The organism is Actinosynnema sp. NPDC091369 (genome assembly GCF_044757065.1).
GTDB lineage: Bacteria > Actinomycetota > Actinomycetes > Mycobacteriales > Pseudonocardiaceae > Actinosynnema.
In genome coordinates this window covers 1,642,087-1,661,652 of the sequence record NZ_JBIVUG010000001.1, presented here as the reverse complement: position 1 = coordinate 1,661,652, position 19,566 = coordinate 1,642,087, and the positions used below count along the sequence as shown (strand labels likewise).

13 protein-coding genes and 2 pseudogenes are annotated in these 19,566 nt (G+C 74.5%); all 15 read right to left on the bottom strand.

Translation table 11 applies throughout. From position 1 onward, the window contains the following. Positions 1-46: 46 nt before the first annotated feature. Positions 47-454: a hypothetical protein gene (locus tag ACIQMJ_RS08330; RefSeq protein ID WP_499760210.1), complete on the bottom strand. Its 408-nt coding sequence runs from the start codon at positions 452-454 to the stop codon at positions 47-49. A gap of 27 nt (positions 455-481) precedes the next feature. Continuing rightward, entirely contained in the window at positions 482-1,816 is a 1,335-nt protein-coding gene (glmM, locus tag ACIQMJ_RS08325) for a phosphoglucosamine mutase (protein WP_499760272.1), read from the bottom strand. 116 nt (positions 1,817-1,932) lie between these two features. Continuing rightward, positions 1,933-2,538 carry a 30S ribosomal protein S9 gene (gene rpsI / locus ACIQMJ_RS08320; RefSeq protein WP_499760209.1) on the bottom strand — a complete coding sequence of 202 codons (606 nt, stop codon included), beginning with the start codon at positions 2,536-2,538 and terminating at the stop codon, positions 1,933-1,935. Further along, complete coding sequence (gene rplM / locus ACIQMJ_RS08315; protein ID WP_033436749.1) at positions 2,535-2,978, bottom strand: 50S ribosomal protein L13; 444 nt, start codon at positions 2,976-2,978, stop codon at positions 2,535-2,537. Before rplM ends, rpsI begins: the two co-directional genes overlap by 4 nt. Positions 2,979-3,231: 253 nt before the next feature. After that, positions 3,232-3,522, bottom strand: a complete 291-nt coding sequence (locus tag ACIQMJ_RS08310) for a WXG100 family type VII secretion target (RefSeq protein WP_499760208.1) — start codon at positions 3,520-3,522, stop codon at positions 3,232-3,234. Positions 3,523-3,597: 75 nt separating this feature from the next. Beyond that, positions 3,598-3,909, bottom strand: coding sequence for a WXG100 family type VII secretion target (locus ACIQMJ_RS08305; protein WP_499760207.1), 312 nt, complete (start codon positions 3,907-3,909; stop codon positions 3,598-3,600). A gap of 147 nt (positions 3,910-4,056) precedes the next feature. After that, entirely contained in the window at positions 4,057-4,479 is a 423-nt protein-coding gene (locus tag ACIQMJ_RS08300; RefSeq protein ID WP_499760206.1) for a hypothetical protein, read from the bottom strand. 16 nt (positions 4,480-4,495) lie between these two features. Continuing rightward, positions 4,496-6,304 carry a type VII secretion-associated protein gene (locus ACIQMJ_RS08295; protein WP_499760205.1) on the bottom strand — a complete coding sequence of 603 codons (1,809 nt, stop codon included), beginning with the start codon at positions 6,302-6,304 and terminating at the stop codon, positions 4,496-4,498. Between the two features lie 44 nt (positions 6,305-6,348). Further along, positions 6,349-9,246 carry an AfsR/SARP family transcriptional regulator gene (locus ACIQMJ_RS08290; RefSeq protein ID WP_499760204.1) on the bottom strand — a complete coding sequence of 966 codons (2,898 nt, stop codon included), beginning with the start codon at positions 9,244-9,246 and terminating at the stop codon, positions 6,349-6,351. Further along, positions 9,243-9,836, bottom strand: coding sequence for a tetratricopeptide repeat protein (locus ACIQMJ_RS08285; RefSeq protein ID WP_499760271.1), 594 nt, complete (start codon positions 9,834-9,836; stop codon positions 9,243-9,245). The genes ACIQMJ_RS08290 and ACIQMJ_RS08285 overlap by 4 nt, the downstream gene beginning before the upstream one ends. After that, positions 9,837-10,328, bottom strand: a pseudogene (locus ACIQMJ_RS08280) (hypothetical protein); the annotation flags it as partial. It abuts the gene before it with no gap. Positions 10,329-11,304: 976 nt separating this feature from the next. Next, positions 11,305-11,910: pseudogene (locus ACIQMJ_RS08275) on the bottom strand (AfsR/SARP family transcriptional regulator); the annotation flags it as partial. Between the two features lie 73 nt (positions 11,911-11,983). After that, on the bottom strand, positions 11,984-14,716 hold the full coding sequence (locus tag ACIQMJ_RS08270) for an AfsR/SARP family transcriptional regulator (protein ID WP_499760203.1): 2,733 nt from the start codon (positions 14,714-14,716) through the stop codon (positions 11,984-11,986). 52 nt (positions 14,717-14,768) lie between these two features. Next, positions 14,769-16,694, bottom strand: a complete 1,926-nt coding sequence (locus ACIQMJ_RS08265) for an AfsR/SARP family transcriptional regulator (protein ID WP_499760202.1) — start codon at positions 16,692-16,694, stop codon at positions 14,769-14,771. Between the two features lie 52 nt (positions 16,695-16,746). Next, the gene (locus tag ACIQMJ_RS08260) at positions 16,747-19,458 is read right to left on the bottom strand and encodes an AfsR/SARP family transcriptional regulator (protein ID WP_499760201.1); all 2,712 of its coding nucleotides are present in this window, start codon (positions 19,456-19,458) and stop codon (positions 16,747-16,749) included. Positions 19,459-19,566 lie beyond the last annotated feature (108 nt).

Here is a 19,566-nt window from a genome sequence, read left to right as displayed (position 1 = left end):
GGCGGTTCCGCACGGGTCCTTGCAGGTGTAAACGCGCCGGTGGCGGCTACTGCGGCGGACCGGCGGGCGGCTGGGGACCGTGGGGAGGGTTCGGGCCGTGCGGCGGCTGGCCCGGCTGGCCGGGGTAGGGGCCACCGGGCTGCTGCCCCGGCTGACCCGGGAACTGCTGACCCGGGAACTGCTGACCGGGGAACGGCTGTCCCGACTGGCCCTGACCGGGGTGGCCCTGGCCGGGGAACGGCTGACCCGGGTAGGGCTGGCCGGGGTAACTCTGGCCGGGGTGGGGCTGACCGGGGTAGGGCTGGCCGGGGTAGGGCTGGCCGGCGTGATGACCCTGGTACGGCTGCCGACCCCGGTTGCCGCCGCTCTTCTTCACCAGCACCACGATGCCCACCACGACGGCGATCACCACGATCGCGATGATCCCCATCTCGGCGAAACCCAAGTTGCCCATCCCCGAACCCCCCGAACGACTCGCGCGTCAGTGCACCGAGGAAACCACACCGGCGAGCCGCTGCGCCGCGGACTCCGCCAGTTCGTGCGTGGCCGCCTCGACCATGACCCGGACCAGCTGCTCGGTGCCGGACGGCCGCAGCAGCACCCGGCCGGTGTCGCCCAGCTCGGCCTCGACCGCGGCGACGGCCTCCTTGACCGCGGCGTCCTTCGCCACCGCCGCCTTGTCACCGACGACCACGTTGATCAGCACCTGCGGCAGCCGGCGCATCACGCCCGCCAGCTCGGCCAGCGGCTTGCCGGTCTCGGCCATCCGGGCCATCAGGCGCAGCGCGGTCAGCAGACCGTCGCCGGTCGTGGCGTGCGCGGGCAGGATCACGTGCCCGGACTGCTCGCCGCCCAGCGCGAACCCGCCCGCGCGCAGCTCCTCCAGCACGTAGCGGTCGCCCACGGCGGTCGTCTTGAGCGCGATGCCGTGCTCGCGCATCGCCAGGTGCAGGCCGAGGTTGCTCATCACGGTCGCGACCAGCGTGTCGTCGGTCAGCTCGCCGGCTTCCTTCATGCCCAGCGCCAGCACCGCCATGACCTGGTCGCCGTCGAGGTCGTTGCCGTCGGCGTCGACCGCGACGCAGCGGTCCGCGTCACCGTCGTGCGCGATGCCCAGGTCGGCGCCGTGCTCGACCACGGCGGCACGCAGCTTCGCGACGTGGTTGGAGCCGCAGTCGTCGTTGATGTTCAAGCCGTCGGGCGCGGCGTGGATCTCCACGACCTCGGCGCCGGCGCGGCGGTAGGCGTCGGGTGCGGCCACGGACGCGGCGCCGTTCGCGCAGTCCACCACGACCTTCAGGCCGTCCAGGCGGTGCGGCGTCACCTTCAGCAGGTGCTGCACGTACTGGCCCTCGGCGTCCTCGATGTCGCGCACGCGGCCGATGCCCGCGCCGGTCGGGCGGTGGTCGCGCTCGCCCAGCTTCTGCTCGATCTCGTCCTCGACCGCGTCGGGCAGCTTGTGCCCGCCCGCGGCGAACAGCTTGATGCCGTTGTCGGGCATGGGGTTGTGCGAGGCGGAGATCATCACGCCGACGTCCGCGCCCAGCGCCGACACCAGGTAGGCGACGGCGGGGGTGGGCAGCACGCCCGCGCGCAGCACGTCCGCGCCCGCCGAGGTGAGGCCGGCCACCACGGCCGCCTCCAGCATCTCGCCGCTGGCCCGCGGGTCGCGGCCGACCACCGCGACCGGGCGGTGCGAGCGGTCGTGCTCGGCCAGCACCCGTGCCGCGGAGGCGGCGATGGACAGCGCGAGTTCCGGGGTCAGGTCCGCGTTGGCGAGACCGCGTACGCCGTCAGTGCCGAACAGCCGAGCCATGATCGCCGTGACCTCCATGTAGCGAGGAAAAGAGGGGAAAAACACTGCGGGAGCAGCAGTTCGACGAAGAACTGACTGCTCCCGCAGGATGGTGCTCGCTGGACCCGGGTGAGGGGTCAGCGCTTGCTGTACTGAGGCGCCTTGCGGGCCTTCTTGAGACCGTACTTCTTCCGCTCCTTGACCCGGGGGTCGCGGGTGAGGAAGCCGGCCTTCTTCAGCACCGGGCGGTCCTCGGAGTCGACGGCGATCAGCGCACGCGCGATCGCGAGGCGCAGCGCGCCGGCCTGGCCGGTCGTGCCGCCGCCGCGCAGGTTCGCGATGACGTCGAACGTCTCCGGCTTCTCGGTGGTCACCAGGGGCTCGCGGATGAGCTGCTGGTGCACCTTGTTCGGGAAGTAGTCCTCGAGGGACTTCCCGTTCAGGGTGAACTTGCCGCTGCCGGGGAGCAGCCGCACGCGGACGATGGCCTGCTTGCGCCGGCCGACGGTCTGCGCGAGGTGGTGCGCACCCGCGTTGAGGGTGTGCCGCACGACGGGCGTGGCCTCGACCTCGGCGGAGTCCTCGACCTCGTCGGACTCGGCTGCCGGGGTGTCGGCGTCGGTGGCCTCGGCCTCGGTGGCCTCCGCCTCGACGGCTTCGGTCTCGACGGCGTCCGTCTCGACGGCGTCGCTCTCGGCCTCAGGGGTCGTCACGTCGATGTCCTCGGTCTGGTGCTCGGTCACTGGGCGACCTTCTTGATCTCGAACGGCTGCGGCTGCTGCGCAGCGTGCGGGTGGTTCGGGCCCGTGTAGACCTTGAGCTTGCCCGCGATCGCGCGGCCGAGGCGGTTCTTGGGCAGCATGCCCTTGATCGCCTTCTCGACCAGCCGGTCGGCGCGGGTGTCGAGCACCTCGCCGAACGAGCGCTGGCTCAGGCCGCCCGGAAAACCGGAGTGCCGGTACACGAACTCCTGATCACGCTTCTTGCCGGTCAACGCCACCTTGTCCGCGTTGATGACGATGACGAAGTCACCGGTGTCAACGTGTGGGGCGTAAGTCGGCTTGTGCTTGCCGCGCAGCAGCGTCGCGGCCTGGGTGGCGAGCCGACCGAGCACCACGTCCTGGGCGTCGATCACGTGCCAGGTTCGGGTCACCTCGCCGGGCTTCGGGCTGTACGTGCGCACGGGTCTACCTCGTCGTCACTTGCGTCTGGGGTCATTGCGGCGGTTGCTCAGGCCAGAGACCCCAGGTGGGCAGAGGACCAGAACACGCGGCACGCATACTGCGCACCAGTTACCGCACAACAACGTAGGAAGATACCGGTTGGGGTCGGCGTGGGTCAAAACGGGGGTCCCGAACCGGCCGCGAACAGACGCGTGGCCCCGGAACCTCGAGGTTCCCGGGGCCACGCGGGGGGTCACACCGAGGTGACCGAAGTCACCAGCGAGCGGCGTTCTTCGACTCCGCGGCCTGGTACGCGTCGGTCGCGGACTGCACGGCCGTGCCGATCTGGGCCAGCACCTGCTGGAGGCCGGCGGCGGACTCGTCCCACGCGCGCTGGGCGGCCTGGTAGTTCTCCGACGCGCCACCGCCCCACTGGGCGATGACCGGCGCGAGGCGGGACTTCAGGTTGTCCAGCTCGGACTGGATCTTGCCGGCCTGGTTGGTGATGTCACCGGCGGCGCTGCTCAGCGAGCCGAAGTCGACCTTGATCTGGTTGGTGTCCATGGTCTCCCCTTGGAGGTGAAGTCAGAAAGAGAAGGAAAAGCGAAAGGAACGGAAACGAGGCGCCAATGCGAAGCGTCAGCCACCGAGGCGGTTGGTGATCGCCGACATCTCCTGCGCCTGCTCCTCTTCCTGCTGGACGTAGGTCTGCGCGCTGCCGTCCATCTGGTCGGCGATGTCGAGCAGCGCCTTCTGCAGCTTGTCGGCGTCCTCGCGGAAGCGCTCCATCAGCTTCTGGAACGCGAGGGCGGCGCCACCGCTCCACGCGCTGGACAGACCGTCGATCGTGCCGCCGAGCTGACCCAGGACGCCCTGCACGTTGTTGTTGGTGCTCACGATGTCCTTGGCGGCATCGAAGAGCTCCTGTGATCCAGTCTCGTAACCGGCCATTTGGGTGCGACCCCCTTGGTAGATGAGATCAGGCGTTCTCGCTTGGTACGCCTCTTACGACGCAGACCTTGCCATGTCCGGTTCCACGCTGTCCCGACTTCTTCGGAAGTCGTTGCGGTTGTAAACGCAGGAGACGTCGGAGCCCGTTCAGTAGAGGATTCGCGCTTGCGAAAAGTCCTCGTCATCGCCCCTTTCGGGGGGAAGTTGGCCGCTGGGGCCCGCCACCGGGCGGGAACCGAGCACGGGCCGCGGCGGAACCGGATTTGCATTAGCGTCCGTTTGCTCTCGCGATTTCTCCGGCGCGAGCAGTTCGGGGCCCGACGGCAACTCTTCGACGGGCAGGCCGCGGTGCTGCCGAAAACCGGCGGCGACCCGCTGCACGTCCGGCGACGTGGGCGCGTGCCGGTCGGGCCGGACCTGCCGCGCCTTGGCCTGCTCGGCGAGCTGCCGGTTCCGCTCGCGCTGGGCCGCGCTCCGCTCGCCCGCGGCGGCGGCGGCCCGCCTACCTCTGGTCACCGCCGCGTCGAGGTCGGCGCGGAACCGGGCGAAGACCTCCGGGATGCCGGTCATCACATTCCCCACACAGTCACTTGGTCACGGTCAGCGTGCCGACCACCTGTTCGCACGCGGGGCGGACCCGGTCGCGCCCGTCCTGCGGGTACTGGCACCCGACGCTGACCTGGACGTCGTCCTGGAACAGCACGTACCAGTCGATGACGGCCGACCCCGCCTGTTCCCGGTAGTAAACGACATCCTTGGCGCCGAAGTCCGCGGAAGGGTCGAAATCGGACACGTTCTCGCGCTGGTCGTACTGGTCGCGCAGCTCGGTCTCGGCCCGGCCCCGGTCCTCGGTGGCGTTGTAGTTGAGCAACCGCTCCTCCACCGCGATGACGTCCAGGTCGGACCCGGCCGCCTCGGGCTTGAGCAGCACCTTGCGGGTCTCGACCTGGCCGCCGGTCTGCTGCCAGCCGCCGGGCGCGACGAAGCTGTAGTCGTACTGCGCGATGGTCTTGCCCGTGACACCGGACGCGGTCGTGGTGGGCGCGGCGGGCGTGGTCGCCCCGCCGCCGATGTCGTTCTCCCTGGTCAACGCGTACGCCACGGACGCGCCGACGATCGCGACCACCACGGCGACGGCCGTCACGAGCAGCGGCACGCGGCTGCGGCGGGCCGGTGCGGGCGGGGGGACGGGCGGCGGGAAGTACCCGGGCTGCGGGAACCCGGCGGGCGGCGAGGGCGGTGTGATCCGCCGGGTGATCTTGCGGGTCTGGTTGTCGGTGATCTTCTGCGTGACGTCGCCCTGGCCGGCGGGCAGCGCGCCCGTGCGCAGCGGGTCCACGCTCACCGCCCGCAGCGCGCCCCGGGCCACCACGGTCTCCGGCTGGTCGATGCTCGTGGGCACCACGCCGGACTGCTCCAGGACCAGGCGGGCCACCAGCGGGATGCGGCTGGACCCGCCGACCAGGAACACCCCGGCCAGGCCGCGCGGGTCGAGGCCGGCGTCCCGCACGGCCGTCACCACCAGGGCGGCGGCGCGGGTCAGCGGCGTGCTGATCAGGCGTTCCAGGTCCGTGCGGGTGACGTGGGCGTCGGGGAACGGCGGCGGCATCGGCACGTCGGTGTAGGCGTGCCGGGACAGCGTCTCCTTCGCGCCGCGCACGTCCTGGCGCAGCACCCGGCGCTTGCGGCGGTCGGCCAGCTCGCGGCCCTCGACGAGCTGCCGCCACGCGTCCGGGTCGCCGGGCGCGACCAGCGAGCCGACGTGCTCCAGCAGCGCCTGGTCGACGTCCGCGCCGCCGAAGCCGGGGTCGCCCTTGGTGGCCAGGACTCGGAACGTGCTGCCCTGGCGGGTCACCACGCTGGCGTCCACCGTGCCGCCGCCGAGGTCGAGCACGGCCAGCGCCGCGCCGTCGGGGATGGCGTGGGTCGCCGAGTGGAACACCGCCGCCGCGACCGGCTCGGGCACCAGCCGGATCTCCTGGCCCAGCCCCCGGGCGGCCTGGAGCAGCACCCTGGTGCGGATCGCGCCCCAGTCCGCCGGGTGGGTGAGCACCAGCAGGTCGACCCGGGCGCCGCCGGCCACGTGCCGCGCCTCGTCCACGGCCCTGGTCAGCACGGCCCGCACGACGTCGACGACGGGCAGCACGCTGGAGCCGAGCAGCAGTTCGCCCTCGTCGACGCGGCGCTTGGGGTGCGGCTCGTAGCGGGACGGGTCCACCGCCGCCTGGCGCTCGGCCTCCTGTCCGACGAACAGCGTGCCGTCGGCCGCGGCGAACACCGCGGAGGGCACGATCGGCTGCCCGTCGACCACGACGACCTGCGGTTCGCGGCCGTGCCGGGACATGGCGACGCAGGTGCTGGACGTGCCGAAGTCCACCGCCACGTGCAAGCTCATCCGTCATCCCCTCGTCGGCCGGGGCGGGCCTGCATATGCATACCTCACGGGACCGACGGTGCGCCGCCGGGTCGCGGGACCACCGCCGAGGCCCGCCGGAAGGCCCGCCGCATCCTCTCGGTCGCCTGGGCCGCGCCGACGTCCCGGTACTCGCGCATCGCCGGTTCCAGCTCGCGCACCGCGTCCTCGGGCCTGCCCAGCTCCAGGTAGCCCTCGGCCATGGACGCCACCGCGTCCACCACGCCGACGCCTTCGCCGATGTCGACGAAGATCCGGTGCGCCCGCCTGGCGAGGCGCACGCCCTCGGCGTGGTCGCCGACGGCCAACTTCACCCGGCCGGCGAGGTTCGTCACCCAGCCCGCGGCCCGCGGGTCGTCGATCGTCTCGATCAGCCGCACCGCCCGGTCCGCCGCTTCGACCGCCCGGTCCAGGTCGCCGTTGTCCAGCGCGCACCGGGCGATGCCGTAGTGCACCTGCGCCTCGGGGAGCGTCAGGCCGAGATCGCGGGAGATCGCCAACGCCTCGTCGAAGCAGGACAGGGACTCCTGATGTCGACCCGACTCGCCGAGGATCAGGGCCAACTCCCGCACCGTCGAGCAGTAGGCGGTCCGGGAACCGCTGGCGCGCCCGACCTCGACCGCGCGACGGGCCAGGTCGATCGCCGACCCCTGTCCGTTCATGTGGCAGTAGTGCGCCAGCGTCGCCAGGGCGATCGCCTCCTCCACGGTGTCGCCGTACCGCCGGAACACCTCGGCGCACTGCTCCAGCTGCCGCAACAAGCCGTCCTCGACGGACCGCTTGAGCAGCTGGTACGCCCGGTGGAACTCCACGCGCCACGTCAACCGGACGTGGCCCTCGGCGTGCAGGACGCCTTGGACCCGCTCGGCCAGCTCCACCACCCGGTCCAGGGGGATGAAGACGTCGAGGTACCTGACCGTGCGCTCGTAGAGCCAGGCCGCCGCCACACCCCAGCCCTCGCGGCAGGCCACCTCGACAGCGCGTTCCAGCTGGACCTGTTCGACCAGCAGCCACTTGGCGCCGTCCGCGGTCAACCGGTCGACCTCCGGCGCGGTGAGCACGTCCGACGGCTTCACCGGGAGCAGGGGCAGCTCGTCCACGGTCACCGCCAGCCGGTGGCACGCGGCGTCCGCGAGCGCGGTCAGCGCGTCGAGGTAGGCGCGCAGCGCCGGGGCGCCGCCGTCGTCGTGGTCGACCAGCTCGGCGGCGTAGACGGCCAGGATGTCGTGCAGCCGGTAGCGCGGCTCGCCGGTAGCGTCACGGCCCACCTCCTCCAGCAGGTTGGCCTCGACCAGCTGCTCGATCGGCTGCTCCGGGTCGGCCAGCCCGGTCAGCGCCTTGACCGCCCAGGACGCCACGTCGGACGCGCCGAGCAGCCCCAGCCTGCGGAACGCCAGCGCCGCGCCGGGCGGCAACGCCTCGTAGCTCAGCTCCAGGCCCGCCCGGACCTCCAGGTCGCCCGCGGCCAGCTCGTCCAGCCTGCGGCGTTCGTCGGCGAGCCGGTCGGCCAGCTTGGCCAGCGGCAGCGACGGGCGCGCGGCCAGCCTGGCGCCGACGATCCGCAGGGCCAGCGGCAGGCCGCCGCACGCCTGCGCGATCGAGACCGCGGCCCCGGCCTCCGCCTCCACCCGGTGCTCGCCGATCACCCGCGACAGCAGGGCGAGTCCCGCCGAGGCGGTCAGCGGCGGCACCCGCAGGGAGCGGACACCGGGCAGGCCGGCGAGCCGGTGGCGGCTGCTGATCAGCACGGCGCTGGTCGCCGTGCCGGGGAGGAGGTGCCGCACCTGCTCGAAGCCCGCCGCGTCGTCCAGGACCAGGAGCACCGCGCGGTCGGCGACGCGGGACCGGAACGCGGCGGCGCGGGCCTCCAGCCGGTCCGGCATGGCCGCGGGGTTGAGGCCGACCGCGGTCAGCAGCTCGGCCAGCACCTCGGCCGGGTCGCGCGGCACGGCGCCGGCCCCGTCCAGGCGGACGAACAGCTGGCCGTCCGGGAACCGGTCCCGCAGGGCGTGCGCGACGCGGACGGTCAGGGTGCTCTTGCCCGTGCCGGGCGCCCCGGTGATCGCGACCACCGGCACCGCCGTCCGCGATGGGACGGTGAGCAGCGCCGACGCCCGCGCGCAGAGGTCGTCTCGGCCGATGAAGTCGGCCGTGTCGGGAGGCAGCTGGCACAGGGCGGTCCACGGCGTGAGCGCGGGCCTCGCGTCACCGGCCAGCACGGTGCGGTGCACCGCGCGCAGGTAGTCGCTGGGGTCGACGCCCAGCTCCTCGGCCAGCAGCTCGCGCACCTCGCGGAACGCGGCCAGCGCCTCGCCCTGGCGGTCGCTGTCGTGCAGGGCCAGCACCAGCTGACCCCAGAACCGCTCGCGCAGGGGGTGCGCCCTGGTCAGCGCCCGCAGCTCGGGGACGAGCCCGGCGGTCCGGCCCGCCGCCAGGTCCGCCTCGACCCGTCGTTCCAGCACCACCAACCGCTCGTCGCGCAGCGGCTCGACGTCTTCGCGGTGCAGCGCGTCCGACTCCACGTCCGACAGCGGGTCGCCGCGCCACAACGCCAACGCCTCGGCGTGGCGGCCCTCCGCCGCCAGCCGGCGGAACCGGTGCAGGTCGACCGACTCCGGGTCGACCTCGGCCACGTACGCGTTGGTGGCCGTCCGCACCACGTTGGCGGCACCGAGCGCCTGGCGCAGCCGTCGGACCACCATCTGCAACGTCGCCTTGGCCCGGTCGGGGTTCGGCGCGCCGTCGTCCCACAGCCGGTCGACCAGCGCGTCCACCGGCACCGGCTGGTTCGCCCGCAGCAGCAACGTCGCCAGCAGCACCCGCGCGCGGCCGGCGGGGATCGGCACGGGCACGTCGCCGTGCCACACCTCCAGCGGGCCCAGCACGTTGAACCGGACCTGCGGGCGCGCTCCCGCGGCGGTCACGGCGATCCCGCCTTGGTCCGGACGCGGTCCGCGGCGGCGTGACCCAGGTCGTCCAGCACGAGCACCGCCTCGGACCACATCCGGCGCGCCGCGTCGCGGTCGCCGGAGGCGGCGAGCGTGTCGCCGAGCCGGTCCAGGGTGAGGGCCTCCTCGTAGCGCTCGCCGATGGACCGGTACATCGTCAGCGCGACGTCGTAGCTGCGCACCGCGTCGGCCGGGTTGCCGAGGTGGTGGTGGACGTAGCCCAGGCTGTCCCAGACGACCGCCTCGCCGGACACGTCGCCGGCCTCGCGGTGCAGCGCCAACGCGCGACGGCAGTGGTCCAGCGCGGTGCGGTGGTCGCCCAGGAGGGCGTGCAGCCAGCCGACCGAGTTGAGGGTGCGGCGGTAGAGCATGGCGTCGCCCAGCTCGTCCGCGATCCCCAGGGCCTCCCGGGCGTGGTGCAGCGCCTCGACGTGCTGCCCGTCGTCCTCGTGCAGGACGCCGAGGTCGGCGTGGATGGTCGCCTGGGCGCGGCGGTCACCGGTGGCGCGCGCCGAGGCCAGCGCCCGCTCGAAGTGCGCCGCCGACTCCTCGAAGTGCCCGAGCACGACGTGGATGCGGCCCAGGCCGCGGTGGACCGCCAGGAGTGCGGCCCCGTCGTCGAGCTCGCGGGCCGAGTCCAGGGCCAGCCGGTGGCAGCGCAGCGCCTCCCGCCAGTACCCGCGCCGGCCGCAGAACGACGTGAGCCACGAGGTGAGCCGCCAGGTGTGCGCGGGGAAGCCGTGCCGGGACGCGTGCTCGACCACCCCGAACACCGTGGCCTTCTCCAGCTCCAGCCAGGCCAGCGCGTCGTCGCGGTCGGCGGCGCCGGTCACGACCACGTCGGGCAGCGGCGGGTCGAGGGGCGTGTCGGAGTCGCGATAGGGGGCGCGCACGCACTCGACCTCCTTCACGGTGTGCAGGTAGTGGTCGAGCAGGCGGTGCAGGGCGGTGCGCCGCTCCGCGTCGCCGAAGCGCTCGACCACGACCTCGCGGGCGTAGGTGTGCACGAGGTCGTGCAGGGAGAAGCGGCTCGGCCGGTGCTCGACCAGCAGGTTCATCCCGCTCAGCTCGCGCAGGCACGCCCGTGCGCCGCGCACCGCGATCCCGGCCAGGCTCGCGGCGGCCGGGACCGACACCTCTGGGCCCGGGGTGCAGGCCCAGCAGCTCGAACACGCGGCGGGCGGCCGGGGTGAGCCGCTCGCACGACCACGAGATGACGGCCTTGACGCCGGCGACCTCGTCACCGGTGTCGAGCGCGTCGAGCCGGGTGCGCTCGTCGGCGAGCTCGGCGGCCAACGCGGGCAGCGGGAACTCCGGGTGCGCCGCCGCCCGTGCGGCGACCACGGCCAGCGCCAGCGGCAGCCCGGCGCAGTGCGCCACCACCTCCCGCGCGGCCTCGGGCTCGGCCGCCACCCGCTCCTCGCCGAGCTGCCGCCGCAGCAGCGCGAACGCGTCGGCGTCGGTCAGCACGCCCAGGGCCAGCGGCCGGGCGCCCTCCCGCACGATCAACCCGTCCAGCCGACGCCTGCTGGTCACCACGGTGGAGCAGCCCGGCCCGCTCGGCAGCAGCGGCCGGACCTGCTCGCTGTCGTGGGCGTTGTCCAGCACGACGAGGACCCGCCGGTCGGCCGTCGCACTGCGGTACAGGCCGACCAGCTCGTCCGTCGTCGACGGCATCCGCTCCCGCGCCACGCCCAGCGCGCCGAGGAAGCCACGCAGCGCCTCGCCGGGGTCGGCCGGTGAGCCGCTCGGGTCGAACCCGCGCAGGTCCGCGTAGAGCTGCCCGTCGGGGAACCGGTCGGCGTGCCGCGCGGCCCAGTGCAGCGCCAGCGTGGTCTTGCCGATGCCGGCAGCGCCGTCGACCGCGGAGATCACCACGGTGCCGCCGCCCGCGCCGGACGCCGGGTCGAGCAGCCCGGCCAGCAGGTCCAGCTCAGGGCCGCGGCCGACGAAGAACCGGGTGTGCGCGGGGAGCTGGCGCGGCGCGGACACGGCGGCCGAGGCCGTCTCCTCGGACGTCACGATCCGCCGGTGCAGCTCCTGCAACCGCGGCGCCGGGTCGACGCCGAGCTCGTCGACCAACCGGCCGCGCAGCGCGTCGTAGACGGCCAGCGCCTCGGCCTGCCGGCCGGACCGGGCCAGCGCCAGCATCAACTGGCCCCAGAACCGCTCGCGCAACGGGTGCTCCCGGGTCAGCGCGCGCAGCTCCGGCACCAGCTCGGCGGCCCGGCCCGCGGCCAGGTCGACGTCGATCCGGCGTTCCAGCACGGTCAGCCGCTCCTCCAGCAGCGGCGCCACGTCCTGCACGTGCGGCACGTCGGACAGCGGGTCGCCCCGCCACAGCGCCAACGCCTCGGCGAACCGCTCCTGCGCCACCAACGCGCGGAACCGGTCCAGGTCCAGCGCGTCCGGGGGCACCTCGGCCAGGTAGCCGTTCGTGGCCGTGCGGACCACGTTCGCCTCACCCAACGCCTGCCGCAGCCGCCGCACCACCATCTGCAACGTCGCCTTCGCCCGGTCCGGGTTCGGCGCGGCGCCGTCCCACAGCCGGTCGACGAGCTCGTCGGCCGTCACCGGGCGGTTCGCGTTCAGCACCAGCACCGCCAGCAACGACCGCGCCCGACCCGCCGGGACGGGCACCAGCACGTCGCCGTGCCACACCTCCAGCGGCCCCAGGACGTTGAACCGCGTCGTCGTCACGCCCACGACCCTCTCATGCCCGTCCGCGCAGCTCACGCCGCTCGTCCGCGGTCACCCCGAGCGCGGCGAGCCGGGCCCGCAGTCCGGTCTCGTGCGGCAGGCCCCGCTCGACCGACAGGTCCAGCGCGCGGACCAGGTGGGTCCGGGCCGCCTCCGGGTCGTCCATCATCAGCAGCAGGTCGGCGTAGTTGGCGTGCAGGCGCACCAGGTTCAGCCCGCTCCACGCCTCGGTGCCGTGCGCCAGGATCGCCCGGTACGTGTCCGCCGCCTCCCGCAACCGGCCCAGCTCCGCCAGGATCCGCGCCAGGGTGTCCTTCACCGCGCCGAAGTCCGGCTGGTCGGGCATCCGCTCGCTGAGCGCGACCGCCCGCAGGCAGACCTCCAGCGCCTGCTCCGGGTCGCCCGCGAGCAGCAGCGTCCCGGCGTAGTTGTTCAACGTCACGACCAGGCCGGCGAGGTCGCCCAGCTCGGCGCGCCGCTCGGCCGCGCGCTTGCTGTGCTCGACGGACAGCTCGTAGCGGCCCAGCGCCTGGTACGCGCTGGCCAGCTCGGTCAGGGTCACCGCGATGCCGTGCTCGTGCCCGATCTCCTCGCGGATCTCCAGCGCTTGGCGCAACAGCGGCACCGCCTCCTCACCGCGCAGCGTGTTGCGGTGGATGCTGCCGAGGGTGTGCAGCGCGACGGCCTCGGCGAACCGGTTGCCCAGCAGGCACGCCGAGTCCAGCGCGACCCGGGTCAACGTCGCCCACTCGGCCCAGTGCGACGACAGGTACAGGTAGCCCCACAGGCCGGTGGGCAGCTGCCAGGCGTGCTCCAGCCTGCCCCGTTCCCGCGCGAACCCGATCAGCACCCGCAGGTTCGCGAACTCGTCGTCCACCCAGCCCACGGCGCGCCGGCGGTCGGGGAACGCCACCAGCGGCACGGCGTCGGTCAGCGGGGTGAGCGGCAGCTCGGTGCGGCTCTTGCGCAGCACCCGGTCCGCCCGGTCGACGTTGTGCAGGAAGAAGTCGAGCAGCCGGTCCACGGCCCGGTCGCGCTCGTGCTCGGTCTCGTCGGTCCGGGCGCGGCCCTCGGCGTGCAGCCGCAGCAGGTCGTGCAGCGCGAACCGGCCCGGCCGGTGCTGCTCCAGCAGGTGCGCGCGCAGCAGCTCGCCCAGCGTCGACCGCGCCTCCGCCACGCCGACGCCGGTCAGCGCCGCGGCGGACTCGGCGGTGAAGTCGCGGCACGGCGTGACGCCGAGCAGCCGGAACAGCCGCTGCGCGGCCGGCGTCAGCTTCCGGTACGACAGGTTGAACGTCGAGCGGACCGCGGCGGGCAGGTCGCCGGGGATCTCCAGCTCGGCGAGCCGGTCGCCCGACCGCAGCGCGGCCACGTAGTCCGCGACGCCGCCCGGCTCGACGGTCAGGGTCGCCGCGGCGACTCGCAGGGCCAGCGGCAGCCCCGCGCACACGTCCACCAGCTCGGCGACCGCGTCCGGCTCGGCGTCCACCCGGTCCGGGCCCAGGATGCGGCGCAGCAGGTCCACCGCCTCGGCCGGGGCGAGCCCGTCCAGCCGGACGAGCACGGCGTCGTCCAGCGCGACCAGGCCGCGCAGGTCGTCGCGGCCGGTGATCACGGTGAAGTTCCCGCCGCCGGGCGCCAGCAGCGGACGCACCTGCGCCACGTCGGCGGCGTTGTCCAGCACGACCAGGGTGCGCCGGTCGGCGACCACCGACCGGTACAGCGCGACCTGGTCGTCCAGCCCGAGTGGGATTCGCTCCGGTGCCACGCCCAACCCGCCGAGCAGGTGGGTCAACGCCTGACCGGGGGTCAGCGGCCGGACGTCGTGGTCGTAGCCGCGCAGGTTGACCACGAGCTGCCCGTCCGGGAAGCCCGCGGTCACGCGGTGCGCCCAGTGCACGGCCAGCGCCGTCTTGCCCAGCCCGCCCATGCCGGTGATCGCGACCACCCGCGCGTCACCCGCCACCCGGTCCAGCTCCGCGAGCTCCCCGTGCCGCCCGGTGAAGCTGCGCACGTCCGCCGGGAGCTGCCGGGGCGCGATCGGCCGGCCGCGTGGCCCGACCCCCGCGCCCAGGACCTCCTGGTGCGCGTCGCCCAGGCGTTCCCCGGGGTCCACGCCCAGCTCGTCGGCGAGCAGCGCGCGCACCTCCTGGTGGGCCGCCAACGCCTCGACCGTGCGCCCCGACCGGTGCAGGGCCAGCACCAGCGCGGCCCAGAACCGCTCGCGCAACGGGTGCTCCCGGGTCAGCGCGCGCAGCTCCGGCACCAGCTCGGCGGCCCGACCTGCCGCCAAGTCCGCCTCGACCCGGCGTTCCAGCACGGCCAACCGCTCCTCGAACAGCGGCGCGACCTCCTCGGGCCGCAGCACGTCCGACAGCGGGTCGCCCCGCCACAGCGCCAACGCCTCGGCGAACCGCTCCTGCGCCACCAACGCGCGGAACCGGTCCAGGTCCAGCGCACCCGGAGGCACCTCGGCCAGGTAGCCGTTCGTCGCCGTCCGCACCACGTTCGCCTCACCCAACGCCTGCCGCAACCGCCGCACCACCATCTGCAACGTCGCCCTCGCCCGGTCCGGGTTCGACGCGGCGCCGTCCCACAACCGGTCCACCAGCTCGTCCACCGACACCGGCCGGTTCGCCCGCAGCAGCAACACCGCCAACAACAACCGCGCCCGACCGGCCGGAACCGGCACCAGCACGTCGCCGTGCCACACCTCCAGCGGACCGAGCACGGCGAACTCGATCACCAGACCCCCTCCACCTCGGCGTTGACATGGTTCACGACGTGCCGCCGGGTGGCTACTCGGTTGTCGCGGCACGCACCAGCCGGACGAAGTGGTCCCACTCGGACCGGAGCCACGCCGACGCCTCGGCGGTCGACGTGAACTCGTCCGGCCGCACGCAGTCCCGGGCGGGAAGGGTCTCGGCGACCTGGTCGGGCAGCCGGCCGACGGCGTTGGCCGCCGTGTGGGCGTACCAGGTCAGCGCCCGTGCGGTGGCCGCGTCGGCGTCGTCGCCGGCGGTCTCGGACAGCTCCGCGGCGTACCGCCGCAGCAGCGGGTGGGTCGAGAAGCGGCCCTCGGCCGGCTCGGTCAGCAGGTGGGCGTCGGTCAGCTCGGCCACCGCGGCCACCGCGTCGGGCACGGGCAGGCCCGCCAGCGCCGCCGCCGCGGACACCGGCACCGCCGGCACGGGGTGGCGGCCCAGCAGCCGGAACAGCCGGGCGGCGGCCGGCCCGAGCAGCCGGTACGACCACGAGAACGCGGTGCTCAGGCGGGCGTCGTCCTCGCCCGCGTCCAAGTGCTCCAACGGGTCCTGCCCGTTCGCCAGCTCGTCGGCGATGTGCGCCAACGTGAAGTGCGGGTTGACCGCGGCCCGGGTCGCCACCAGCGCCAGCGCGAGCGGCAGGCCGGCGCACAGCTCCACCAGCGTCCCCGTCGCGGCCTCCTGCGCCTCCACCCGGTCCCCACCGAGCCTGCGGTCCAGCAGCGCGCGCGACTCCGAGTCGTCGAGCGGCCCCAGGGTGATCGACCGGGCGGCCAGGCCGGTGAGCCGGTTGCGGCTGGTGACCACCACGAACGCGCCGTCGGGCAGCAGGTGCCGCACCTGGTCCGCGTCACGGGCGTTGTCGAGCACCACCAGCAGCTTGCGGCCCTGCACCGCGCGGCGGAACAACGCCACCTGCGCCTCGAACGACGCGGGCACCCGCGCGGCTGGCACCTCGAGCGCGTCCAGGAAACCCCGGACGACCTCACCCGGCGGCACGGGTTCGGCCGACGAGTCGACCCCGCGCAGGTTCACGTACAGCCGACCGCCGGTGAACGCCTCGGCGGCCAGGTTCGCCCAGTGCACGGCCAGCGCCGTCTTCCCGATCCCCGGCATGCCGTCGACCACCACCACGCCCGGCCCGGCCTCCGCGCACGCGGTCAGCTCGGCCAGCGCCGCGTCCCGGCCCACGAAGTGCGGGCCGCGCGAGGGCAGCAGGTGCGGCACCACCGACCGCGCCGGCGGCACGTCCGGGTTGGCGACGAGGATCCGCTCGTGCAGCTCGCGCAGCGCGCGGCCCGGCTCGACGCCCAGCTCGGCGGCGAACACCTCGCGGGCCGCGCGGTAGGCGGCCAGCGCCTCGGCCTGCCGCTCCGACCGGTACAGCGCCAGCATCAGCTGCGCCCAGAACCGCTCCCGCAACGGGTGCGCCCGGGTCAGCGCCCGCAGCTCGCCGACCAGCTCGGTCGCCGCACCCGCGGCCAGGTCTGCGTCGACCCGCCGGGCCAGCACGGACAGCCGCTCCTCCTCCAGCGGCACGACCTCCAGCCGGTGCAACGCGTCCGACCGCACGTCCGACAACGGCGTGCCGCGCCACAGCGCCAACGCCTCCGCGTACCGCCCCTCGGCCGCGTAGGACCGGAACCGGCACAGGTCCAGCGCGTGCGCGGGCACGTCGGCGACGTAGCCGCCGCCGGCGGTGCGCACCGCGTTCGCGGGACCGAGCGCGCGGCGCAACCTCGTCACCGTCATCTGGAGCGTGGCGCGGGCGCGGGCGCGGGCCGGGTCGGGCGGGCGGTCGTCCCACAGCCGCTCGACCAGCTCGTCGGCGGTGACGACCTCGCCCACCCGCAGCAACAGCGCGGCCAGCAGGACCCGCGCCTTGCCCGCGGGGACGGCGACGGGGTGGCCCGCGTGCCGGACTTCGAGCGGTCCGAGCACCTTGAACTCAGTCGTCACCGGCCCCCCTCGCACGGTGACGAGTGTACCGGCGTGATCACGGGCGGTGACCTCACGACGACAGTCGGCTGATCTCGCCGCGCAGCGACTCCGCTTCCTCCGGGTCCAGCTCGGTGAAGATCGCCAACGCCTGGCGCGCCGCCGCCACCGCCTCGTCGACCGCGCCCCGATCCCGCTCGGCGTGCGCCAAGCGGCGCAGCGTGTACGCCTCCTCGTCCCGCGAACCGGTGTCGCGCCACAGCTCCACGGCCTCGCGGAACCGGGCGACCGCCTCGTCCGGCCGGCCCGAGTGGTGCAGGGCGTGCCCGAGGCTGTCGAGCGCGTTCGCCTGGCCGAACCGGTCCCCCACCGCCCGGAACACCTCCAGCGCCTCGCCGCAGTGCTCCAGCGCCGCGTCGTGGTCGCCCAGCAGGGAGTGGAACCAGCCGACCGCGTTCAGCGCGCCCGCCACCGTGCACGCGTCACCCGTTTCGCGGAACAGCTCCAACGCGCTGCGGCACTCCCGCAACGAGTCGGCGTACCGGCCCTGCCGCTCGAACACCGCCGCCAACCCGCGGTGCGCGCGGGCCCGGCCGAACGCGTCGCCCAGCTCCGCGGAGAGCTCCAGCGCACGGCGGTAGTGCTCGGCCGCGTGGTCGAGCTCGCCGAGCTTCATCCGCACCAGGCCGATGTTGCGGTGCGCCCGGACCTGCGCGTCGAGGTCGCCGAGCTGCTCACCGGACGCGAGCGCGATCCGCTGCGTCGCCAGCTGGTCGTGCCAGTGGCCCCGGCGCTGGAAGTAGGTGGCGCAGGACCACGCGAGCCGCCACGCGTGCGCGGGGAAACCCCGCTCGTGCGCCCAGCCGATGAGCGTCACCAGCACCTGGTGCTCGGCCTCGAACCAGGCCAGCGCGTCGCGGTGGTCGGCGAGCGGGGTCAGCACCACCGCGTCGTCCGCCGGGTCGAGGTCGAGCGGGTCGCGCTGCGGGTAGAGCAGCCGGTCGGCCCGGTCGGCGGTGTGCAGGTAGTGGTCCAGCATGCGGCGCAGCACGTCGCGCCGCTCGGCGTCGGTGAGGTGCTCGCGCGCCTGGGCGCCCGCGTGGAGGCACACCAGGTCGTGCGAGAGGACCCGGCCCGGCGAGGGCTGGGACAGCAGCCGGGACCGCACGAGCTCGCGCAGCGGCTCGCGCAGCCGTGCCGGCGGCAGGCCGGCCATGCTCGCGATCACCTCCGCGCTCCGGTTCGGCCCGGGGTGCAGGCCCAGCAGGCAGAACACCTCCGCGGCGAGTGGGCTCAGCTGCCCGCTCGACCAGGACAGCACGGCCCGCAGGTCGGTCGTCGGGCCACCCGCGTCCAACGCGGCCAGCCTCGTGCGCTGGTCGGCGAGTTCGGCGGCCAACGCGCTCAGCGGCAGCGAAGCGTCCGCCGCGGCGCGGGCGGCGACGATGGCCAGCGCGAGCGGCAACCCGCCGCAGTTCCCGACCAGCGCGGCCAGCGCCTCCGGTTCGGCCGCCGCCCGACGCGCGCCGACCTGCCGCTCCAGCAACGACCGCGCGTCCGGCTCGGCGAGCAGGCCCAGCGGCAGCGGCACCGCGCCCTCGCGCACCACCAGGCCGCTCAGGTCGTTGCGGCTGGTGATCAGCACCCGGGGCAGCGCGCCGCCGGGCAGCAGCGGCCGCACCTGGTCGCTGTCGCGCGCGTTGTCCAGCACCACCAGCACCCGGCGGTCGGCCAGCACGGTCCGGTACAGCGCGGCGCGGGCGTCCAGGTCGACCGGCAACCGGTCGCCCGGCACGCCCAGCGCCTCCAGGAAGCCGCGGATCGCCTCACCCGGCGGCACCGGCTCGGCCTCCGGGTGGAACCCGCGCAGGTCCACGTACAGCTGCCCGTCGGGGAACCGGTCGGCCACCCGGTTCGCCCAGCGCAGCGCGAGCGTCGTCTTGCCGACGCCCGCCGCGCCGCCGATCGCCGAGATCACCACCGTGCCCGCGTCGCCGTCCAGCAGGTTGTCCAGCTCGCGCAGCTCGGCGTCGCGGCCGACGAACAGCCCGTGGGACGCGGGCACCTGCCGCGGCACGGGCCGCGCGTCGAGCAGGTCGCGGTGCAGCCGCCGCACGTTCGGCCCCGGGTCGACGCCCAGCTCCTCGGCCAGCCGCGACCGCAGCTCCTCGTACGCGGCCAGCGCCTCGTCCCGACGCCCGACGCGGGACAGGGCCAGCATCAGCAGGCCCCAGAACCGCTCGCGCAACGGGTGTTCACGGGTCAGCGACCGCAGCTCCGGCACGAGCCCGGCGGCCCGTCCGGCCTCCAGGTCGGCCTCGATCCGGCGTTCCCGCACGACCAGGTGCTCTTCCAGCAGCGGCGCCACGTCCTCGGCGTGCAGCAGCGGCGACGGCACGTCCGACAGCGGCTCGCCACGCCACAACCGCAGCGCCGCCGTGAAGTCGCCCGCCGCCACCAGCTCCCGGAACCGGTGCAGGTCCAGCGCGCCGGGCGGGACGTCGGCCAGGTAGCCGTTCGGGGCCGTGCGCACCACGTTCGCCTCGCCCAGCGCCTGCCGCAGCCGAGTCACCGCCATCTGCAACGTGGCCCTGGCCCGGCGCGGGTTCGGCGCGTCGCCGTCCCACAGCCGCTCGACCAGGTCGTCCACCGCCACCGGCCGGTTGGCGCGCAGCAGCAACGTCGCCAGCAGCACGCGCGCCCGCCCCGCGGGCACGGGCACCGGCCGCTCGCCGAGCCGCACGTCCAGCGGTCCGAGCACGCCGAACCGGATGTTCGCCGTCATGCCGGGCAGCCCTCCGCTCCACGTCGTGTCGACGCCGCATGTGTACCCGACCCCGGCGCCCGGCGTCGCCGGAGATTCCCGTCCCCGTGAGGACGCCGTGAGCCGACT

Bases quoted from the DNA above. Each gene is read 5' to 3' on its own strand.
- ACIQMJ_RS08330 (WP_499760210.1), bottom strand. From the start codon at position 454: ATGGGCAACTTGGGTTTCGCCGAGATGGGGATCATCGCGATCGTGGTG.
- glmM (WP_499760272.1), bottom strand. From the start codon at position 1,816: ATGGCTCGGCTGTTCGGCACTGACGGCGTACGCGGTCTCGCCAACGCG.
- ACIQMJ_RS08310 (WP_499760208.1), bottom strand. From the start codon at position 3,522: ATGGACACCAACCAGATCAAGGTCGACTTCGGCTCGCTGAGCAGCGCC.
- ACIQMJ_RS08305 (WP_499760207.1), bottom strand. From the start codon at position 3,909: ATGGCCGGTTACGAGACTGGATCACAGGAGCTCTTCGATGCCGCCAAG.
- ACIQMJ_RS08300 (WP_499760206.1), bottom strand. From the start codon at position 4,479: ATGACCGGCATCCCGGAGGTCTTCGCCCGGTTCCGCGCCGACCTCGAC.
- ACIQMJ_RS08295 (WP_499760205.1), bottom strand. From the start codon at position 6,304: ATGAGCTTGCACGTGGCGGTGGACTTCGGCACGTCCAGCACCTGCGTC.
- ACIQMJ_RS08260 (WP_499760201.1), bottom strand. From the start codon at position 19,458: ATGACGGCGAACATCCGGTTCGGCGTGCTCGGACCGCTGGACGTGCGG.